A 20,969-nucleotide genomic window follows, 5' to 3' on the forward strand; every position below is an offset into this window, starting at 1 on the left:
AGGCCCAGAAACGCCTATCCCAGCTCACCCCCGCACTGTACACAGGTATTGCGCCCGATCTCGTACAGTTTATGAACCGTAGCAACTAAAAATAGTGGTATCAACGGCTGAGGGTTGCACACCTCGTTATGAGGTGTGCAACCCTCAGCTATATCTATGAAGCGATACGACCTACCCGAGAATTATTCTGCAATTTCTCCCTGAATGATTGAAGAATCTTTCTGCGCCTGTTGTTGAGCCTGAACAGAATCTTCAAAACGTGGTGCTCGCTCTGCAAAAGAGAGCGAAGCAGGGAACATCGGTGGAGCCTCACCAAACGCTTCATGAGCGGCTTCAACAACTTTACGTCCTAACGCCAAGTTAGCTCCGCCGCCAACAACAGCACCAATACCAAAAGGTAAGGCGCGCCCCAAAAGAGCACCTGATTGACGGGTCAAGAACCGTTTCACAAACATATTGCGGATAGTGCGTTCTACGCTGAAGAACTTAGTAGATTCTTTACCCATCATGAGCCCCCACTTATTAGAGATACCGGCGGCTTTACCGGTTTGCGACATCAAAGTACTCATGAGAACAGCGCCATCATCACCTAGCATGATGCCCATGACCATAGCGCGTGCAGCTTCAGGGTTTTCAACATGTACGCCGTGAAGTTCCGCTAATGCCTGTACGTACAAGGCGGTACGTTCAAGATAGCCTCCTACCGCTAGAGCTGATAGCCCCACGGAGGTTGCAGTTCCCACACCGGGAATAAAAGCTGAAGCACCTACAGCACCACCACCAATAGTAATATCGCGTAGATAAATAGTCTCCAGGCGTTTTGCAATCTGAGCCGGTGACTCTTCAGGATGACGTTCACGAATTCGCATCACCATCGACACCACTAAAGGACGTTGAATCCTCAAAATAGTATCAAGACTTTTCGTCAACGCCGGTTTTGGTTTACCGTCAGTATCAAAAGGGTTCTTCATAGAATCAAACATGTTTTTAGTAAACCACCTTAGCTACTATTTTTCAGCTTAAAAACGCCTATTAGACCCTAGCAGTCATCTGAACGACACCCCAGAAGGTTTTATTCTGCTCAAAAACCGCATAAACACCCTGTCAGCCCATATATTTTTTGTAATTACAAGGTTCTTCTGAACCGAAAACTTAACGCTAAAATAACTATTCTGCTGTTACACCCCATAACCGCAACAACGACCTCCCCAACTACCACCTGCCGAAAAGAAAGTAAATTTGTCTACATTACCGCTACGTACGATACGCCCCTCTGCACACACCGTTGGAGTATGGCTCGTCTTAGGTTCCTGCTTCTCACTACAATTCGGCTCAGCCTTCGCCGTTCACCTCTTCCCCCACATCGGAGCATGGGGTGTTAGCCTCTTGCGTCTAGGCTTCGCCTCACTCATCGTTTTAGCCTTTATACGCCCCAACCTCAGAGTATGGAACACACAACAGTGGAAAGCTACCATCCTCTTTGGCATCTCATTAGGGCTCATGAACGGGTTCTTCTATCAGGCAATAGCCCGCATTCCCCTCGGATTAGCTGTCGCAATTGAATTTGTGGGTCCGCTCATCTTAGCTATCACCCTCTCCCGACGACTCATCGATTTCCTGTGGGCGCTCCTTGCCGCAATAGGCCTCATCATCCTCGGGGTAGACGCCCTCAACGACTCTTCAAATATCGACCTATTAGGTGTTCTTTATGCTCTAATAGCCGGTGGTTTCTGGGCAGCCTACGTTATCACGAGCACCCGTTTAGGTTCCGTCATCCAAGGGGCTTCAGGCCTAGCTGTAGGGCTCTTTATCGCAGCACTCACATTATTACCGTTAGGGGCAGCCGGTGCCACCATCGTCTTTAGCGATATCAAACTTCTACTCTTTGCTTTAGCAACCGCACTATTCTCGTCACTAGTCCCAGCAACCTTTGAGTTTGCAGCTCTTCGCAGAATACCCCAAAACACTTTTAGCATCCTGCTCAGTCTAGAACCAGCTATTGCCGCTATCGCCGGCTGGATACTACTTGCACAACATACGGGACTTTACCGTTGGGCCGCAATTATTTTGCTTGTCATCGCAAGTATCGGCATCACCATCAGCTCCCGCTCAAAAGTTGTCGGGGCAAACGTCGCCCTCCGCAAAAGAAGAAAAACCTCATAGGCTCTTCACAAAATCAGCAACCTGCCACGTATCTAAAACAACACCGGGGTGAGGCCCTACACCCTCTAAAAATGTTCTCATCGACTCATCTAAAACATGACGGCTACCCACTAAAATCAGGTTTCCGGCCTGTTTCCCTGTCAACATCGAACGTTCACACAAACACCACACATGCTCAAAGACCTCTAACATATGTTGAGCTTGAGAAGCAAAGAAACTCAAACCAGGATCATCACCAACATTAACTAAAAGAACCCCATCATCACTCAAAGCACGTTGAGCTAATTCATAAAATTCCCTCTGTCGAAGGTGTTCAGGAGCATCCCACCCCGAGAAAATATCAAGCACCATAGCATCTGCACCTGCTGGGCTATCTAATAGCCGTGGTATATCACCTAATACCTCACGAGCATCAGCAACAACAGACTGACATTGTGTACCCAACGGTAATGGAAGATGAGCCGTCACAAATTCAACCAATTCTCGTTCAATATCAACAGCAACCTGAATAGAACCTGGACGAGTCGCTTGAACATAACGCACAAGAGTCAACGCACCAGCACCCAAATGGGCAATACGCAATGGCTCCCCCGCAACAGCAAGCGCATCAATCACATTGCCAATACGACGAAGATACTCATAAAAAATAGTCTCTGGCGACAGCATATTAACGTGAGACTGTTCTGCAGACCCAAGACACAAAATATATGAGCCTTGATTCATCTCATCAGGAATAATACGAGCCATAAGCCCCGACGTTGACAGGCGAAGAGAAGGATGAGCCACCAAGAGTCCTTAAGGCAGATTTCGATAATGTTGGCCAGAACCAAAAGATTCTGGCTCTAACTGAAAAGTAGAATGTTCGATACTAACATCAAAATGTTCGGCTACACAGTCCTGTAAATGACGCAAAATTTCAACACTATGCCCCGAGGTAAAACATTCGTCCTCTAAAATAATATGCGCCGTCAAAACCGGTAAATCAGAAGAAATCTGAGAAACATGCAAATCATGCACCGCAACAACATGCTCTTGAGATTCTAAATGTTTTTGTAACTCTTGAAGGTTAAGATTACGAGGAGTCGATTCCAAAAGAACATCAAGCGTATCACGAAGAAGCAACAGCGTTCGAGGAACAATCAACACCCCGATACATAAGGCAACAACAGCATCTGCACCGTACCACCTAGTTGTGTTCATTACCACCGCCGACACAATAACAGCAACAGACCCCAGAGCGTCATTAATAACCTCTAAGAAAGCAGCCCGCATATTAAAGTTCTGATGATCACCACCAACCAAAATAGCAATCATCACGAGGTTTCCAACAAGACCAATAACACCAAAAATTAGTACTTCAGCGCTCGCTATAGGTTCTGGAGCGAAAAACCGGTGTACCGCTTCAACAATGACGAAGGCGCCAACCCCCAACAGAATCGAGGCTTGGAACATTGCAGAAATAACTTCAACACGTTTCCAACCCCACGTGCGACGGTGTGTGGAAGGCCGTAGAGCAAGCCGTGAAGCAATCAGAGCAACCGTCACACCTAATGCATCAGTTAGTACGTGTACGGTGTCCAAAAGAAGAGCCAAAGAGCCGGTGAGAAAAGAACCAAAAAGCTGAGCGGCACAAAGACCCCATGCGATAGCGGCAACGGCTAAAAGTTTACGAGGGTTTGTCAAAGAATGAGAGTGCTGATGTCCCTGATGAGAATGGTGTGAGTGTTCGCCCATAAAGATAGTTCTCCGCCGATAGTCTTAGGAAAAATATGCTACCACTTGGGGCAAGTGGCGAGCAGATGCGCTGAAGAAAAAGGCCTCATATCACACCGTTGTAGAAACCGTTTTGAGCTGGCGTTGTTGGAGCAGGGGAAGGCTCTCTCGAGTGCGCTCCACCTGTGTCAGGTCAATATCTACGATAGCTAAGGCGGAAACTTCACCTAGTTCACAAAGGATTTCTCCATAAGGTGCTATGGCACGAGAATAGCCGATGCCGGAAGGTATGCCGGAGTTCGGTGTCGGTGATAATGCTTGGTCTACAGCAATAACATATGAGCCGGTATCAAGAGCACGAGCGCTGGTCAGTGTCTGCCATTGTTCGCGTTTATGTGGTCCACCTGCCCATGATGCAGAAATGACCATACACTGTGCACCAGCATCTGCTAAATACTGGTAGAGCTCGGGGAAACGTACGTCATAGCAGGTGCTTAACCCGAGACAGACCCCATCGATAGTGATGAGAACTGGTTCTTTACCGGCAATGATATGTGCAGATTCACGGTACCCTAGGGCATCGTATACGTGTATTTTTCGATAATATTGCAGTTTTTCAGACTCAGCTGTCTTGTCTATTTTGTCTAGGGAAAATGCGCAACTCAGTTGATTGTAAACACGGTGAGCTTCAGAGGGTTCAGGTGCAAATCCGCCAGCAATAATGTGGATACCGATGTCTTGAGCAAATTCGCTTAGAGTTTGTTCCCATTGGTGGTAGTGACGATGAGTTTGGGTGTAGAGGTCTTCCCCAAAGGGAAACATTGTTGCTTCGGGGAAGACCACCAACTGGGCACCTTGTTGTTGAGCTTGTTCAGCGTAGTCTCGAACTATTGTGAGGTTTTCAAAGACGTTCGGTGTTGAACGTATCTGAGCTAAAGCTATTTTCATGGTGCGTTCTATTATCAGGTTCTGTGTTATTCAGAGATTCCAGCCGCTTTTTTAAATTCTTTGACCATATCGGCTGCACTGGTTGATGAGTTGACGTCTTCAAGGACTTTTCCATCTAGCACAAAGCTTGGTGTTCCGCGTACTCCAAATTTTTTGCCTTGTTCAAAGGACGCTTTGATGATGTCTTCTGTTCCGGTAGCAGAATAGTCAGTTTTGAACTGAGCCATGTCAAAGTCTAGTTCTTTGGCGTAGTCAGCAAATTTTTGGTAGGCGGCTTCTTCATTCTCAGATTCGCCCCACGTCTTTTGTTCAGAAAAGACCTTTTCGGAGAAAGGGATATATTTCTTCTGGTTTTGTGCACAAATCATTGCGCGTGCCGCAGAGATGGCGAAACGGTGCATAGGTAGTGGAAAGTTTTGAACGGTGACGTTGAGGATACCGTCAAGCTCTCCTGCTGCTTCAAGGTAGGCGGGGTCAGCTTTTTTGCAATAGGGGCACTGGTAGTCGGTGAAGAGTGTGACGGTTGGTTTGTCATTGAGAACGGTGTTGAGGTGGTATCCGTTATCGTCTCGTACGCCCGTATCTACGGCTTTGGTGTTGCTGTAAGATGCGGTAGAGGTATCTGAACCACAGGCGGTCAGTAGAAGTGTTACAGCAGTAAGAGTGCTGGCGCCAAGGAGGGTACGTCGGGTGTAAGGGGTATTTATGTTCATAGTTGTTTCTCCGATTCTATGATGGTGCTATTACTAGAAAACCATAGTGTGTTGGTGTTTCTTGAGCACGCACCGTCATGAGACACAAAATATTTGCTGTGAACTGGCGTAAGAACAGGTGTTCTGGTACAGTGTTTTTCGTTCGCTTTAGGGTGGACTAGGCCTCCATAGCTCAGGGGTAGAGCATTTCCCTCGTAAAGAAAAGGTCGTCGGTTCAAATCCGACTGGGGGCTCAAGATTCAGCGCTTTTGCCATCGTCATGGTAAAGGCGCTGTTTCAGTTAACGGGTTTTTCTCTTTTCATTGAACTGTTCATTAAGATGTATCTAGCAGGGCTCTTGGACCACTCTTTAATGCTTTCCTAAGAAAATATATGTTTGCTTTGTGTACCTCTAGATACAGCAACTATAAAGCGTTATTGTATTAGTACACTCGCTTTTAAAATTTTCTCATTTTGGAGGAAAACTCTCTCATGCAACGGGAGCATTTCACATTTGATCGACACCGAACAGGGTTCCGTTATTCGCGCGGTTTTATCCTGCTCCTCATCGTCTTACTCATACCATCAGCAGGTTTCTGGTTCTTCTACCGGTCTCTCTTCCCCACGGACTCATCTCTTACAGGCGCAGTAATCCTCACAATTACTACAGCCGTCTCTTTTGCGTACCTCCTCGGATACTCAGACGACCGGCACACTGCAGACTAATCGAAACGCTAGTTACGCCACAATCCGTAAGTTTTCGCCAGTTCAGAGACTTTACGTGCACGAGCCAAACGTGGAAGATATGAACCATCCTTAGGAACTGCACCATTTGTTGATTCGGCTAACATTTCGCGTGCCCATTGAATTTCTTCTTCACTGGGAGCAAGCGCAATATTAATAGTTTCTGCCTGCTGAGGATCAAGCAACAATTTTCCAGTCATGCCGTGACTCGATGTTACCGCACAATCACTCATCAACGAACCACCGTGTTTACCTAATGAAGGCCCATCAATAGGCCCAGGCAAACCACCAACACGCGACGCTAAAACAAGTTGAGAACGCGCATATGATAAGGCGATAGGGTCATCCGAAACGCCTGTGTCTCGACGAAAATCACCCACTCCGAACGCTAGACGGAACGTCCCCGGTGCGCGCGCAATATCTACCACGTTCACCATACCTAAAGCAGACTCAACCAATGCAATAACCGGTGTACCAGCTGGCATCATCATCGCAGTTCGAGTCACTTCATCAGGGTGCTCGGTTTCTGCCAGCATGACTCCTCGCAACCCCTTAACGTTGCTGAGTGTTTGAACATCTTTTTTCCAATGTTCTGTTCTCATCCCATTGATTCTGACCCAAGTGCTAACTTCACCATTGAGCAGTTCAACAATTTTTTCACGAGATTCGTCTTTGAGATTTTCAGGCGTGCCATCTTCAAGGTCGATGAGGATGGAATCTGATTCTGACTCTAGAGCGTTCGCAATATATTCTTCAGAAGAAGCTGCCGAAACAAGTAACCAGCTGCGAGAAAGACGAGCAGGTAACGATGCAGCACGTTCATTGCGGTGAAAATGTGGCATGAGAACTGTACTCCTAATGAGCCGATAATATTGTTCATCTCCAGTGTATAGATATAGTCCTCAAGACTCCTAGAACTATGACGGTCTGAGAGCAGCTTTATCGAAAATCAATAACCCTTGTCATATCCTCTAAAAATAGTTAAAACATCACATTTAAGATTCCTTACATCATAAGGTGTTTTATAGAACCTCGGAGTAGAGTGAATAGGTCGTAGCCTCGGCCTCTGAATACTTAGGAGTTTTAGTGCCTTCACCTGCATCACCTGATATACACGGTAGTTCTTCGTGGCTTGTTCCCGGTTCTCGTGAGCTACGCATGATTCTTATTGGACTGTTGTTAACGGTTCTTTTAGCTGCGCTAGATCAGACCATTGTTGCTACCGCATTGCCCACTATTGTTGGTGATTTAAACGGATTAGAGCATATTTCGTGGGTTATCACGGCATATATGATTTCTTCGACCATTACCTTACCCATTTACGGTAAGTTAGGTGACCTTTACGGACGAAAAACTCTCTTTCTATTTTCGGCAGTGGTTTTTCTCGTCGGTTCAGTACTCTGTGGTGTGGCAGGGTCTATGTGGCAGCTTATTCTTTTCCGCGCTGTTCAAGGCATCGGTGGTGGCGGCATTTTTACAGGTGCAACAGCTATTCTTGCCGATGTGTTAGCGCCACGCGACCGTGGACGCTATATGGGCCTTATTGGGGCAGCTTTTGGTATTGCGTCTGTTGCCGGTCCTCTATTAGGTGGTTTCCTAACTGATGCGCTGAGCTGGCGTTGGGTCTTCTACGTGAATCTTCCATTAGGTGCTCTTGCGTTGTTCTTTATCCTCAAATTTTTGCATCTTGGTACACCAAAACACGCTACGCCGCCACGTATCGACTATCTCGGTATTATTCTGATGGTTCTTGGTTCATCATCGCTTATTCTGGTGTCGAGCTGGGGCGGAACCGTGTACCCTTGGGGGTCTCCACAAATCATGGCTCTCATCGCCTTAGCGGTAGTCAGTGTTGCTCTCTTTATTGCGGTGGAGTTACGCGTTAAAGAACCATTGATTCCTTTAGGTATTCTCAAAGACCCTAATGTGTGGGTTTGCGTTTTCATGGGAGTCGGTGTCTCTGCTGCGATGATGAGCGTGGGCGCGTACCTTCCGACATTTTTCCAAATGGTGTGGGGTGTTTCTGCAACTGTTGCTGGTCTGATGATTCTTCCTATGACTTTTGCTCAAGTTGCCGCCACAGTTATTTCAGGCCGTCTAATTTCTGCTACAGGAAACTATAAGTTGTATCTTGTTGCTGGGCCAGCTTTGATTATTCTGGGACTTCTTGGGTTTAGCGTTATCGACCAGCACACATCGTACCTGTGGTTATCGGTGTTAATGGTCGTGATTTGTGTTGGTATCGGTTTTACCTTGCAGAATACTCTGCTGGTTGTTCAAAATAGTGTTCCTCCACGTGATATCGGGGCAGGAACTTCTACAACAACATTTATCCGACAATTAGGGGCTTCTCTAGGAATTGCTGTTTCAGGGTCTTTATTTATTGGTAATCTCACGGCCTTTACACAACAACATTCTGTTCAGATGGCAGCGCAGTCTCTCAACGCTCAACAGCTCAGTTCGCTTACTCCACAGGTTTTGGCGTCTTTGCCAGAGACTGCTCAACAGCTCATTGCTGAAGCTTTTTCTACGGCGATGCCTCCTATTTTCTTGTTCTCTATACCAGCGGTATTGTTGAGCTTTGTTCTCAGCTTTTTCATCCGACAGGTACCTTTACAAAAATAAAGGTTAGAGATGTTAATGGGCAGAATCTTCGCAAGGGAAGGTTCTGCCCATTTTTCTTGGCAAATATTCTTAGCTGTAGATTTTTCTCTTATGAGCTTTGCTGTCTAGCTTTTGCGTGTACGGACGCAAAATGCCGATCTTTATACCGTAACGCGGGAACTTCAATGCACCTATACATCAGGATGCCAAGAGTTAGACCGCTTGCTACGAGTGTTAACACTAAGACTGGACGGGGAAGCATTCCAAGGTGTGGCTCAAGAAAATGGTAAAGAACGTCGTGAGAGATGTAGATGCTGTAGCTTGCTAACCCTAAGAGTTGTAGCCCTTTCCACCGTAAGATGTGCATGAGCTGATCACCAAGTTTTTCACGAATCGCAACTTGCCCCCATAGAATCATCATGGCTGCGGCAATAGCTTGAATGGTGTAGCGAATTGTTTGGCGGAAGAACTCATCGCGAATGAGCAGAGACACAAGATATAGAAGCACAGCAAGAATCACGATTGTGTTACGCCCCATGAGAGGAACAGTTCTACCGTCACGGATTCTTCGCGTATTTCGGAATCGAGTGCCAACAACAGGGCGACCTTGAACTGCTGGAGTATTGCGGTAGGTAAAGAACCATAGTGCAACTAGCGTTCCTAGTGCGATGGCCTCAACTCGAGTTCCTGTACCAAAGTAGATACGGTCACCGGTGGCGTGGTGAAGGCTTAAATATATGCGGGAGCAGATGGAGTAGACGATAGCGGTTGAGGCAATGCCTGCCACAATTTTTTTATAGTGTTTGCTTTTCACGGCGAAGAGCCAGATGAGTGCAAAGACAAGGTAGAACTGTTCTTCAATAGATAGGCTCCAGGTCACAACAGAACCGGGTAGAACTGTTACCTGTGAGTCTAGGTAACGCCAGTTGAAGAAGAAGAATATTTGTCCGAGGAAGTCGATAATATCGATTTTTCCGCCAAGGCTCATATAAATCAGCGTGGGGATAATTAACGCTAGGAGCATAGGTGGGAAAATTTTGATGAGACGTCGCATGTAGAATCCGTTGACGTCAAATCCTCCGGTTTGTTCTCGCTCTCTCAGAAGTAAGAATGTGATGATGAAGCCAGAGATGACGAAGAAAATGGTAACCCCAGAACCGCCGGGTACAAAGCTTAGGCCTGCATGGGAGAATACGACGAGTAGGACGGCAAAAGCTCTCATAGCGTCGATGTGGGCGTAGCGGTTCATTGTTTCCTTTAAGTTTGGGTCGATGAAGGCGGTGTTATTTGTCGTACCGTATCCATGAAACCACAGCTCAGAGGTTTTTCTTCTCTACTCTGTAGCCACATTAATGGCTACTAATGTGGCGGGTTGAGCCACGTGTTGTGTTGTATGTGCCGGTTGAGTATTTTTCCGAGGTATTCAGCGCCGATAGAGCACATGAGGAGCGGCGCCCATAACTCTATCGGTGCGTGGGTGAGTTCTATGGTAAATAGTGCCCCAAAAAGTGCGGAGGCCTCGCTAGCAGATAATAATGCTGCTGCTCCAATGATCATGAAGACCGGTAGTTGTTCGGGTGTTCTGGATGCGAGCGCGATATAGGCACCGATGCTTGCGCCAGTAGCTAACGCGGGTGTGAGAGTTCCTCCAGCGGCACCAGCTCGTAGGCTCAGAAGTGTGAGTAGTGGTTTGGTGATGGCGAGGATGAGGAAACTGCTGAGGGTGATGTTGTGGTGGAGTCCTTGTTCAATGATGAGGACACCGTTTCCTAGAATATTTGGCTGGTAGGTGGCGATGACTGCGGTGAGGAGCATGAGTGAGCATAGTTGTGCAGGTAGTTTCCACCAGTGGCGGGGGCGTTCTTTGCGTATTTTTTGGATGATGTTTTGGCTAATGATACGAAAGGTTGTGCCAAGTATTGCGCCGATAAGGATGGCTCCAATCACCCATATCCAGCTGGAATATTCGAGTTTGTATGTTGGTAGTTGGTAGTAGGGTGCGGCACCGTAGATGGCTCTAGGGATGAGGAGTGCAAGGTAACTAATCGTTAGAGCGGCGAGGATTTTGCTCCATTTTTTGGTGGGGGAAACGATGCTGATGGTGTAAGCGGCTCCAGCGTATGGGGTGTTGTAGACTGCCCCGAGTGCTGCACCGCAGGCGGCGGCAGTGAGAAAGTTGCGTTCTTCTGGGGTGAAGTGTTGTGGGTGGTAGAGACGGTGGGCGATGGTTGCTGCAAGTTGTCGAGGGGCGGCTTCTCTGCCGATGGATGCGCCTGCGCCGACGAGGAATACTTGTGTGAAGGCGTCAATGGTTGTTCTGGTGAAGGGGTAGTGTTGCGCGCGTGTGGTGATGATGTCTTGGGTGCTAGGTAGGTTTTTTTGGCGTAGTTTCCACCAGCAGATTCCGCTGATGGCGCCGGCGGTTGCCATCATAATAGGTGTTAGGTGGGGCACCTGTTGAGTTTTGCTGATGAGGTTTTCGATGAGGTGGAGGAATTCGGTCAGGAGCACGCCGATGATTCCGGCGCTAAGAGCAACGGTGAGGGCGGCGAGGGTGAGGAGTATGTATTTGCGCCGTGGGTTGGTGGGGTGTTGTGGGGTGTTGCTCATCGTTTTTAGTTTAGACGTTTATGGGGTCTTTGATGAGCACTGGCAGTGTTTAGGCGGATGCACTAATTTTTTGTTGTGCGTATTCGTTGTGTCGTTGTGTTGTTTCGTAGTGTGCTTGTTGCAGGAGTTCTTCTGCACGTTCAATGTGTTCTCGCACTGTTTCTACACGTCGCATGACGATTTCTTGTCGGCTACATTGGAATTCGCAGCTTCCGGCGCAACGCACCATGGCAAGGGCCTCTGCGCATAGTGCGACGGAGTTTCCGGCTCGTGAGAGGCACCGGTGAAGTTCTGAGTAGATGCCACTGGGTGATGCGGGGATGTCGGTGCTGTTGCTGGGCGCTAGTTGTTGGGCGCGGGCTGCGATTATTCGTACGCGTGGTAGTAGGTCTGCGAGGGCGTTTGCTTCTGGAACGACGAGTTCGAGGGTTCCGTCGTCTGGTAGTTTTTCGAGGATTTGGTGGAATCTGTCGATTCCACGGTTGAAGCGGTCGTGTGCGCGTCTCCAGATTCCTTGGCCGAGTTCTGCGTCGTTACGGCGTCCTTGTAAGAAGTCTTTGAGGCTCACGTTCTCCCCCTTTCATCTACTTCCTTTTCTTAGGTTACCCTAAATTAATTTGCTGACACTATGTCAAACGCAACACTACGTTAAGAAAATTGAAAAATCACCTAGAGAGGGGCAGGTTTTGACGAAGGTGTATTTATTATTCATCTAATATTTTATGTTTTCTGACACATTGTCGCCGCACTGTTTTGTATTCTCATGAGTTCTCTGGTAGATTCTTCTACGGATGGTTGTCCGAGCGGCCGAAGGAGCTGGTCTTGAAAACCAGTAGGCGGTAACCCCGTCTCAAGGGTTCAAATCCCTTACCATCCGCCACGTAAAACCGTGTTTCTCATGAGTGAGAGACGCGGTTTTTCTTTTGGGTTAAAGAACGGCTGACTCTGACAACAGAATTATTTGACCACACCCCACAAAACAGCTAGTATGGTGAATGCTGTATTGCGGTTGAGTCAGATGTTGACGGGCTAAACACGATACGGTGTTGGAGACGTGCCAGAGCGGCCGAATGGACTTCACTGCTAATGAAGGGTCGGGGTTAAACTCGACCGGGGGTTCAAATCCCCCCGTCTCCGCCACATAAAAATCCCTGGGCGCTTTCAGGTAAAAGTGCCCAGGGATTTTTATGTTCTCCTCAAAACTTAGAAAGTTCTAAAAGAAACTAGTCGCGCATCGTGATCTAATAGTTCAGACCAAGAAGTCTCCACCTCAAAGACCGCAATCGAAGAGGGCGGAAAACCATAAGAAATATCCATGAGTGATTCGTAGTCAGATGTTGAGCTCATTAAATCCATTGCTGCATCTTGTACGCCTGGCAAGTGAGCAACTAACATCATTGAGCGAACAGAATCGGGGGTATTCTCAATGCACTGACGTAGCATACGAGCTGGAGCGTTATAGAGCCTCTCGTCGAGGGAGGCTGTTGGGGCTTTTTCTCCGAGAGCTTCACATACCCATGTTGTTGTCTGCCGAGTGCGCAACGCAGCAGAAGAAACGATCATTTCGGGAAGAGTTCCTGTATGGTGCAGCCATTCGCCCGCGGTTCGGGCTTGAAGGTGCCCGCGAGAGGTGAGGGGGCGGTTGAAATCGTCCATGCCCCAGTCAGCTTCAGCATGACGCATGATAATCAAGGTTCGTGTGTCATCTGGTCTTTGTGAAAGTTCTTCAGCCATAAGCACCATCTTAGCCGGTCTCTAGCTTTGAGCTAGAAACTTTTTGAGGGCGTACACGGTCTCTTCCGGCTGGTCTGCGTGCACCCAGTGTCCAGCATTTTTAAACACAACTTTTTGCACGCGTGGGAAGAGGCTCCTCATAACAGGGGTATCTTTTGACGTGACATATGGGGAGCGCCCTCCTGCAATCCATAGCACCGGTCGGTTGAAGGAAAGGTTGGGGTTTTGCCATCCCATAATTTTCGGCAGGTTTTCAAAGAGCATTTGTAAGTTCGGTTGCCAAGAGAATCCTTCTTCTGTGCGAATGAGGTTTTGAAGTAAGAATCCTCGCACGCTAGAGTCTGGCACTGCTGGTGTTAGCATTCTATGGGCTTCGGCTCTCGTCGAGAATTCCTCGATAGGAAGTTTCAGAAGAGAGCCCAGCAGATGGGTAAAGTTTCCGGTAGATACTGAAGGGGCGATATCTAAGACTACGAGCTTTCGCACGAGTTCTGGATGTCTTAACGCTAAGAGCATTGCGACCTTTCCTCCCATGGAATGTCCAACGACATCAACAACGGGGGCGGGTTCGCCGTGGTATGCGCAGATAGCTTGTGCGACGCTATCTGCCATGTTGTTATAGTCAAAGGATTCTGTCCATGGAGAGTTTCCGTGGTTGGGAAGGTCGATGAGCAGAATTGTAAAGTCTTGTTCGAGGTTCTTTGCAATTGCGGTGAAATTTTTGCCACGTCCCATGAGTCCATGCAGAAAGACAATAGTTTTTGGGCCTGTTCCTAGAGACGTTATTGAAAGAGTTGGTGTGTCAGCCATAGTTTTTGTTTTTCGTGTTTCTCTTTAAACCCGTATAGGCGCCTATTTTCTAGACGCCTACACGGGTTTATTGCTATGCGTTAGCTTTTAGATGGAGTATTCGGGAGCTGCCCATACAACGACTTCGGGGTGCTCGTAGAATCTGTACCCTTGCCCTCGTACCGTACGTACGGTGTTGGCAAGACGTCCCAATTTTGAACGTAGGCGACGAATATGGACGTCAATGGTTCGTTCATTAGGTGTTTCCTCGGCATCTCGCCATAGGCTTGCGAGGAGTTCTTCGCGTCCGACGGTGCGTGCACCGTTTTCAACGAGGTAGTTCAAGAGTTCAAATTCTTTGTAGGTGAGGTTAAGGACTTCACCGTCTAGAAAGACTTCTCGACGCGATAGGTCGATAAGAACACCAACGGAGTGAGCAGGTTTGTGTTCTTGGGATGAGTATTGTGTAGATGAGAAAGGCTCGGGCTGGTGGTGTACAGCGGTGGGGTCACCTAGGGCGTTGCGCACGACTTCAAGGTCTGTTCCTTCTGCTCCGGATGGAGCTAGCGCGACGGCCGCGTAGGAGTCAGCTTCTGGGACGATACCGCGGGTATAGTCGCGTAGTTCTTGTACGATACGCACAAGTGATGTCCCGTTTGATGCTGCTGTTTCTTCAGAGAGCCCGACATAGATGACAAAGCCACGTGCTTCACTCTCGGGGTGGTTGAGTTTTGCGGGTGGGGTGTCAATATGATGTGTTGTCATAGGACGCAGGCTAGCGGGGTGTTTGGGCATGTGACGTCCCTGAGATAGGTTCGACGCAGTGCGTTGAGTTGATACTCTGTTCCGCTGAGAGATGTGGACGTATCCAGGTGCTCCGGACATTCTTCTTACCTGTCTTCTTGTGGTGGGATAAGAGCGTATATCTGGGTGGTTTGTGCAGGATCTTCTGCTTTTCCACACATGAAGCTCTTGATCGCTTTACCGTTTTATCGTTGTATGATTTCGTCGATAAATCAAGTAACATTCCTCTGTTTTTTGGACAGTTGAGGGAATTATCTCAAAAAATGCTGTCTATACAGGTTCTCTTTTTCTCATATTTTGGTACATAAAAATACGTAACTATTATTTTTTATACATAAACAACCTGTACTTTCAAGGCATACACTTTTGTCCGATATACACCAACCAACAACACCATGTAGCACTAGCGATTTGTCAAGACTAACCTCAACTTTTCTCCTTTTTCATCCCTACTAGCACCAAGACCAAGAACCAGTCCCAAACTCACCCAGCCTAAACCACACAAGACCACACACCTCACAAAAAGCTCCCACCACCATCGCATTCTTCCAAGATTCACAACAAAGCACACGTACTAAATAGGCACACTAAGCCACGCCAACACCGAGTGATCCCAACACAACAACACCAAAACTCATCCACAAAGTGGGGAGCACTCCTTCATGCCAACACTTTCCCACATTTATCCCAAGAGTGTAGAAAAGAGCCTCTAAACACCACCCCAGCAACCCAAAATAATCTCACAAAAAATTACACTCAAGCACTACACAAAATATTAAACAACATGATTTATGCATTTTGTATGCAAATGGGGGTATAAGAGAAGAAGCTCTTATACCCCCATTTAAAAGGTCAAAAATTTTTTAATAGCGAAACGCCAGACCGTCCAATATCTGGCTACTGAGCAAGACCGTACAGACGGTCACCAGCGTCACCAAGACCAGGAACAATATACGCCTTATCGTTGAGACACTCATCTTCAGCAGCCAAGAACAAATCAACGTTCTCAAACCCGTCAATACCATCACGCAAAGCAGCAATACCCTCGGGAGCACCAATAATGCACAAGCACGTAATTTGCTCCGCACCGCGAGCACGCAAAAACTTAATAGACTCAATCAAGGTTCCACCCGTTGCAAGCATAGGATCAAGAACATACACCTGACGTCCCGATAAATCTTCAGGCAAACGCTCCGCATAAGTCACGATATCCAGAGTCTGCTCATTGCGAGCCATACCCAAGAAACCAACCTCAGCAGTAGGAATCAAACGAGTCATACCCTCTAACATGCCCAAACCAGCACGCAAAATAGGAACAACCAACGGGCGCGGTTTAGTCAAAACCTTACCTGTCGTAGAGGTGACAGGAGTGACGATTTCACGCTCCTCAGTACGAATAGTACGAGTCGCCTCATACGCCAAAAGCGTCACAATCTCTTCAACAAGCTGACGGAAAATAGGAGAAGGGGTGTTCTTATCACGAAGAACAGAAATTTTATGTGAGACCAAAGGGTGGTCAAGAATGGTTAAACGCATACTCTCAAGCTACCATTTTCAGCCAAAAACTGTACCGCTGTCTCACAGAAAAACACAGGCTGTGAAAAAGATAATCACCAACACCCCAGAAAACAAACATCAAAAAAGAGCCTTTCTACACTGGACTACAGTATAGAAAGGCTCTCCAACGCGGTGACGGAGGGATTTGAACCCTCGGTACGGGGTTACCGTACACAACATTTCGAGTGTTGCACCTTCGGCCGCTCGGACACGTCACCAACTGTGGCAAGTTTACCCGTTAACACCGAACATTCTCAACTTTTGAGCAGAAAAGTTCATCTCAAGCAACTCCCTGCCCAAAGTGCTCTAATGCGCGATATACGAATCAACCGTCAACATCACAGCACGAGTAGCGTCCTCAGAGGTACGCTCGGCAGCATGAATCTCACGGTCCATCGCAAGCATAAAGATAGACCCAAAAATAGAAATAGAGACAGCTTCTGGGTCTTGAGCATGATCCACAGGATAACGAGTCCCAATCGCTCTCACCATATTCTCTAATTCACTCACCAGATCCTGACGAGTCTTCACAATCGCTTCAGACCAAGGCTCTTTACTACGCCAAATCTCAGTAATCCACAAACGGGCAAACCCTGGGTGCTCAGCCAAATATTCAAAAGCTTCCTTAATACCAGCCCTCATCGCCTCACGAGGGTCAGACTTCTGAGAGCCTTGTTGCACTCGAGTCTTCAAAAGTTGCGCACCATATTGAAGGAGCTGCTCAATCATCGTCTTTTTAGAACCAAAATTATAATAAACAGTTCCTTTAGAGACTCCAGCTTTAAGCGCTACTTCTTCAACCGTCGTCGCTTCAGCACCCTTTTGGCTCATAATCTCTAGCGCCGCCTGAAAAAGCTTAAACTGTGTACGGTTAGTACGCCCCGGACGACGCGTTACCGCAGCAACCGCAGGGGTAGGATACTGAAAATCTGAGACAGATTCATCTTGCGTATGAGACACCGACATTAAACTGCAATCTCCGGATTAAGTTTCTTCAAATTCCATGTGCGATTCTTATAAGTTCCAATAAAACCTAAGAATAAACCGAAAACACCCCATGCGGCGAGAACAAGTACATCACCTGTAATCGCACCATAATCAATTCCATAGGCTAGACGGCGCGTACCGCTGAGAGCATACCCCATCGGAAGGAACGAATGTAACCAACGAATAGACATAGGTAACGTTTCATAGGGCATCATACCGCCAGCAGTAACCAACTGTACAATAAGCACCACAAGCGCCAACAACTTACCAGGAGCAGATAACAAAGCTACAAAACCATAAATCACAGCGGTATAAACACAAGAAACAAACGTTAAGAACAGCAACAAAAGCCACGGATGTTCCATCTTGAAACCAAGACCAAAATGTACCGCCAAGAACAACAAAAGAGTTTGCAATACGCCAAGAACAGCAAAAGGCCCCCAACTGCCAATAGCAATACGCAAGGTCGGAGCAGAAGACGCTAATGCTCGAGTGTTCTCTGGACGCAAAGTCTGAACCAGCATCAAAGCACCAATCCATAATGCCAACACAATAAAGAACGGCCCCATGCCTTCACCATAGGTACTACCAGAGGCCAAGGAAGTCTCTTTAAGCTTGACAGGATGAGACATCACATTCGCAATACGACGTTGATCTTCCTCATTCAGTGAAGGGACTTTGTTCGTTCCCTCCTCTAGTCCTTCAAAGAGTTCTCCGGCACCATCTTGAAGCTTTTGAGTTCCCGAATGAATCTCTCCAGCACCCTGATCTAGTTTTGAGGCGCCATGTTGGAGTTTTTGAGCACCAGAATGAACACGGTCAATTCCGTCGTTGAGAGAATACTGCCCAGAAAGTGCTTGTTGCTCACCATCAGCAAGCTGTTCAGCGCCCTGAGCAAGCTCCCCCGCCCCCGAAGATAGGCGATACGTTCCATGAGCAAGCTGCTCAGCACCATCAGATAATTTTTGTGAACCATCAGAAAGCTGGTGTGTACCATCAGCGAGTGTCATAGTTCCTTGACTCAATTGAGAACTACCTGTGACCAGGTCTTGAGCACCATGATGAAGTTTCTGAGCACCCAAAGATAATTGGTGCATATTCTCAGAAACTTTTTGAGTACCATCAGCTACCTGTTGAGCACCTTGGAAGCTCTTTTTTGCACCGTCAGCTAGTGAAACAGCACCAGTCTTAGCTTGTGTTGTAGCGCCTGCAAGCTTTTGAGCACCTTGAGACAACTCATGAGTAGAAGAAAGTAATGTATTGATATGTTCACCAACCGTTGACGTTCCATTCTCACATAGAGAAGAAAATTCTGTCATTTGAGAAGATATACCTTGTAAGACGGCAGTGTTAAGGTCTGTCAAAACCGCCTTATTTTCTTCTGAACCTAAAAGTTCAAGCATCTGCTGTGCTTGTTCTGGAGTCAGAGTTCCCTCTTGAACAAGAGCTTGCAAACGCCGTTCAATATTCTGGTGAAGTTGTGCTGTCACGTCATCTGTCAGCTGGTGAGCGTAGTGCGCTACTTGCTCTTCTGAGGTAGGAGCCTGACACATGGCGTTAAGCCCCGAGGCTAGTTCAGGTAGTGGGGAATTTGCCAGAGTTTTGTCTAAGGTTGTGTTTCCCTCAGCTAAACGGGCGGCGCCTTCGTCGATAGCTGTTATACCGTCTGCAAGTTTTTGCGCCCCCGTAGAGAGCGTTTCAGTACCGTTTGCTAATTTTTGGGCACCGTCGTTGAGGCGTATAGTGCCTTGGTCTAGCTGTTGAGCACCATCTGAGAGCGTTTGAGTGCCCTGAGCCAGTTGTTGCGCTCCACCATCGAGTTTTAAGGCACCTGTTGCAAGTTTTTGTGCACCTTCAGCCGCTGATTCGAGGTGAGTGTTAAGTGTGTTTGCACCATCGGCTAAACGAGAAGCCCCGTTCTGAGCGTCTTGTGTTCCGTCTGAGAGTTGATGGGCACCCTGGGCAAGTTTGGCAGATCCGTCCGCTAGTTTTTCTTGTCCGTGAAGAAGCTGAGACGAACCATCTTTAAGTTGTAGCGTGCCGTCATTGAGCTGTGTTGAGCCGTCGTTGAGCCGTGTTGTTCCATCTTTAAGTTGTCCAACAGCATCGCTGAGTGTGAGAGTTCCTTGGTCTAGTTGGCTTGCCCCATCGCTAGCTTCGTGCAGGTTTGAGTGAATGGTAGTGAAACTTGCGAGTAAGGCATTCGCTGTTTTATCGCCGACTTCCGATGCCACAGAGTCGCGAACAGCTGTTCCAGCTTTTGCCACAATATTTGTCAGAATATAGTTGTTTGCATCGTTAGTAATGACTTCAATCCCCGCAGATTGGGGGTCAATATCAGGAGTTTTGCCGTTTTCATCGGGTACAAAAGACCCAGCGGATTGAAGTTTTTGAGAGAAGTCTTGAGGGATAACGAGCGCAAACTCATATACTCCGTGGGTGACATCATGAACAGCTTGCTCTCTGGTGGGTACTTTGTGCCACGAAAAGTTTGCTTTCTCCAGCAGAGTTTTTTCGACATCTTCTCCGATGTTTATGGTTTCGCCGTCTTGGGTGGTTGCACCGGCATCTAACATCACGAGGGCTCCGGGAACATCGTCTACAGAGTCATAAGGGTCCCAGTTTGCGTATAGATATATTCCGCCGTACAGCAGGGGGATACAAGCCATTGCCAGCAGAACTAGTTTAGGGAGTAGTCCTGCTGTGAGACGTTTTAGTTCAGCGAGAGTAACTCTTAGAATGCTCATTTATCGTTGTTCACTCTCCGTTGCTGTGTCAGGGTTTTCTTGGGGAAGGTCGTATTCTTTTTCTTCGTTCGAGGAGTTTGTTTCTGGGTGTGAATCTTGTTCTTCGTGTGTTTTCACGTTTTCTTCGTTGAGGAGTTCATCGTGTGCGCTTCCTACCACGGCCTGTTTGCCGTCCCAGGTGGAGGAAATATGAGGGACAACAGCAACGACGGCACGGGGGCGCTCTTCGTTTTCAGCTAGTTGTAGAAGGTATGGTAGCCACATGCGTGTGTGGTTAAGATGCCGTGAGGGGGTATCAAAAACGAGTAAGTCTGCGTGCTGATAATTGGCGGCAAGAGTGGTCATAAGGCGAATATTTTGCTCTCCGGTTACTTGTTCATTCCAGAGGTTATCGAGGTCTTCCAGTCCGTGTTCTTTCAGCCATTTCCCAGAGCGTGGTCGAGTAAAAGGTCCCATGGTGTAGCTCAGCATTTCTGATACGTAATCACGAACTCTCATATGGTTTTCTGGTTCGTTGATGTTCGGAGAGTCGATCAGTTCTGAACGACGACGAAGCTTTTTCATGCTGGATTCTTCTCGGGAAGGCTTTTGAGGGTCTGTCCAAAGAATCGTTCCGCCGGAGGGTTTCATGCGACCTGTTAGTGTCAGTGATAGCGCGGTTCTTTCGAGTTGGCTATCTGCTTGAATGATGATGACTTCTCCGCGGTTGAGGGTGAAGCTGGTGCGTCCGAAGAGGGCGTTATGCCGTCCTTTTGCCCAGATATTATCAACGATGAGCATATTCTTCCCCTTATGAGCCACGTATTCTTCTCTGTGAGAAAATCATAACTTGAACTCGTCGGTCAGTTTTGGTCTTTTGGTGTGAGATTTTCAACCA

The 20,969-nt window shown here is 47.5% G+C and carries 19 protein-coding genes and 4 tRNA genes; 6 read left to right on the forward strand and 17 right to left on the reverse strand.

What is annotated here, in order from left to right; genetic code table 11:
- Positions 1–182 precede the first annotated feature (182 nt).
- Complete coding sequence (locus ACN08Z_RS02865) at positions 183–983, reverse strand: di- and tripeptidase (RefSeq protein ID WP_419103099.1); 801 nt, start codon at positions 981–983, stop codon at positions 183–185.
- 256 nt (positions 984–1,239) lie between these two features.
- Here ACN08Z_RS02865 and ACN08Z_RS02870 point away from each other — a divergent pair, with 256 nt between their 5' ends.
- Positions 1,240–2,163: an EamA family transporter gene (locus tag ACN08Z_RS02870; protein ID WP_419103100.1), complete on the forward strand. Its 924-nt coding sequence runs from the start codon at positions 1,240–1,242 to the stop codon at positions 2,161–2,163.
- On the opposite strand, the gene ACN08Z_RS02875 is transcribed toward ACN08Z_RS02870, so the two are convergent.
- The 4 genes from ACN08Z_RS02875 to ACN08Z_RS02890 form a co-directional block, all read right to left on the reverse strand.
- Positions 2,158–2,949: a spermidine synthase gene (locus ACN08Z_RS02875; RefSeq protein ID WP_419103101.1), complete on the reverse strand. Its 792-nt coding sequence runs from the start codon at positions 2,947–2,949 to the stop codon at positions 2,158–2,160. The genes ACN08Z_RS02870 and ACN08Z_RS02875 overlap by 6 nt on opposite strands.
- Positions 2,950–2,958: 9 nt before the next feature.
- Positions 2,959–3,897: a cation diffusion facilitator family transporter gene (locus ACN08Z_RS02880; protein ID WP_419103102.1), complete on the reverse strand. Its 939-nt coding sequence runs from the start codon at positions 3,895–3,897 to the stop codon at positions 2,959–2,961.
- A 90-nt stretch (positions 3,898–3,987) separates the two neighbouring features.
- Positions 3,988–4,824: a nitrilase-related carbon-nitrogen hydrolase gene (locus ACN08Z_RS02885; RefSeq protein WP_419103103.1), complete on the reverse strand. Its 837-nt coding sequence runs from the start codon at positions 4,822–4,824 to the stop codon at positions 3,988–3,990.
- A 26-nt stretch (positions 4,825–4,850) separates the two neighbouring features.
- Positions 4,851–5,537, reverse strand: a complete 687-nt coding sequence (locus ACN08Z_RS02890) for a DsbA family protein (protein ID WP_419103104.1) — start codon at positions 5,535–5,537, stop codon at positions 4,851–4,853.
- Positions 5,538–5,698: 161 nt separating this feature from the next.
- On the opposite strand from ACN08Z_RS02890, the gene ACN08Z_RS02895 reads away from it, so the two are divergent.
- Positions 5,699–5,770: transfer RNA gene (locus tag ACN08Z_RS02895), tRNA-Thr, on the forward strand.
- A gap of 238 nt (positions 5,771–6,008) precedes the next feature.
- Positions 6,009–6,242 (forward strand): hypothetical protein, encoded by a 234-nt coding sequence (locus tag ACN08Z_RS02900; protein WP_419103105.1) that lies wholly within the window; start codon positions 6,009–6,011, stop codon positions 6,240–6,242.
- A gap of 8 nt (positions 6,243–6,250) precedes the next feature.
- Here the strand turns inward: ACN08Z_RS02900 and ACN08Z_RS02905 are convergent, their stop codons facing one another.
- Positions 6,251–7,102: an HpcH/HpaI aldolase/citrate lyase family protein gene (locus ACN08Z_RS02905; protein ID WP_419103106.1), complete on the reverse strand. Its 852-nt coding sequence runs from the start codon at positions 7,100–7,102 to the stop codon at positions 6,251–6,253.
- 244 nt (positions 7,103–7,346) lie between these two features.
- On the opposite strand from ACN08Z_RS02905, the gene ACN08Z_RS02910 reads away from it, so the two are divergent.
- A complete protein-coding gene (locus ACN08Z_RS02910) occupies positions 7,347–8,885 on the forward strand; it encodes an MDR family MFS transporter (protein WP_419103107.1) in 1,539 nt (512 codons plus the stop codon).
- A gap of 88 nt (positions 8,886–8,973) precedes the next feature.
- Here ACN08Z_RS02910 and ACN08Z_RS02915 read toward each other — a convergent pair whose 3' ends face one another.
- From ACN08Z_RS02915 to ACN08Z_RS02925, 3 genes are all read right to left on the reverse strand, one after another.
- Positions 8,974–10,113 (reverse strand): acyltransferase family protein, encoded by a 1,140-nt coding sequence (locus tag ACN08Z_RS02915; RefSeq protein WP_419103108.1) that lies wholly within the window; start codon positions 10,111–10,113, stop codon positions 8,974–8,976.
- Positions 10,114–10,223: 110 nt separating this feature from the next.
- The gene (locus tag ACN08Z_RS02920) at positions 10,224–11,474 is read right to left on the reverse strand and encodes a chloride channel protein (RefSeq protein ID WP_419103109.1); all 1,251 of its coding nucleotides are present in this window, start codon (positions 11,472–11,474) and stop codon (positions 10,224–10,226) included.
- A 49-nt stretch (positions 11,475–11,523) separates the two neighbouring features.
- A complete protein-coding gene (locus tag ACN08Z_RS02925) occupies positions 11,524–12,042 on the reverse strand; it encodes a dehydrogenase (RefSeq protein WP_419103110.1) in 519 nt (172 codons plus the stop codon).
- 221 nt (positions 12,043–12,263) lie between these two features.
- Between ACN08Z_RS02925 and ACN08Z_RS02930 the strand changes: the two genes are divergently transcribed.
- A tRNA-Ser gene (locus ACN08Z_RS02930) sits at positions 12,264–12,354 on the forward strand.
- Positions 12,355–12,522: 168 nt separating this feature from the next.
- A tRNA-Ser gene (locus tag ACN08Z_RS02935) sits at positions 12,523–12,614 on the forward strand.
- Between the two features lie 63 nt (positions 12,615–12,677).
- Here ACN08Z_RS02935 and ACN08Z_RS02940 read toward each other — a convergent pair.
- The 8 genes from ACN08Z_RS02940 to ACN08Z_RS02975 form a co-directional block, all read right to left on the reverse strand.
- Positions 12,678–13,208, reverse strand: coding sequence for a SixA phosphatase family protein (locus ACN08Z_RS02940; protein WP_419103111.1), 531 nt, complete (start codon positions 13,206–13,208; stop codon positions 12,678–12,680).
- A 21-nt stretch (positions 13,209–13,229) separates the two neighbouring features.
- A complete protein-coding gene (locus ACN08Z_RS02945) occupies positions 13,230–14,018 on the reverse strand; it encodes an alpha/beta fold hydrolase (RefSeq protein ID WP_419103112.1) in 789 nt (262 codons plus the stop codon).
- A gap of 87 nt (positions 14,019–14,105) precedes the next feature.
- Complete coding sequence (locus ACN08Z_RS02950) at positions 14,106–14,882, reverse strand: winged helix-turn-helix domain-containing protein (RefSeq protein WP_419103113.1); 777 nt, start codon at positions 14,880–14,882, stop codon at positions 14,106–14,108.
- Between the two features lie 816 nt (positions 14,883–15,698).
- A complete protein-coding gene (gene upp, locus ACN08Z_RS02955; protein ID WP_419103114.1) occupies positions 15,699–16,337 on the reverse strand; it encodes a uracil phosphoribosyltransferase in 639 nt (212 codons plus the stop codon).
- 151 nt (positions 16,338–16,488) lie between these two features.
- Positions 16,489–16,576: transfer RNA gene (locus tag ACN08Z_RS02960), tRNA-Ser, on the reverse strand.
- Positions 16,577–16,664: 88 nt separating this feature from the next.
- A complete protein-coding gene (locus ACN08Z_RS02965; RefSeq protein ID WP_419103115.1) occupies positions 16,665–17,318 on the reverse strand; it encodes a TetR/AcrR family transcriptional regulator in 654 nt (217 codons plus the stop codon).
- 5 nt (positions 17,319–17,323) lie between these two features.
- Positions 17,324–20,092 carry a YhgE/Pip family protein gene (locus ACN08Z_RS02970; protein WP_419103116.1) on the reverse strand — a complete coding sequence of 923 codons (2,769 nt, stop codon included), beginning with the start codon at positions 20,090–20,092 and terminating at the stop codon, positions 17,324–17,326.
- Positions 20,093–20,893, reverse strand: coding sequence for a multidrug ABC transporter ATPase (locus ACN08Z_RS02975; protein ID WP_419103117.1), 801 nt, complete (start codon positions 20,891–20,893; stop codon positions 20,093–20,095).
- Positions 20,894–20,969: the final 76 nt, after the last annotated feature.

The organism is Rothia sp. P7181 (genome assembly GCF_048513015.1).
In the GTDB taxonomy this organism is placed as follows: domain Bacteria; phylum Actinomycetota; class Actinomycetes; order Actinomycetales; family Micrococcaceae; genus Rothia.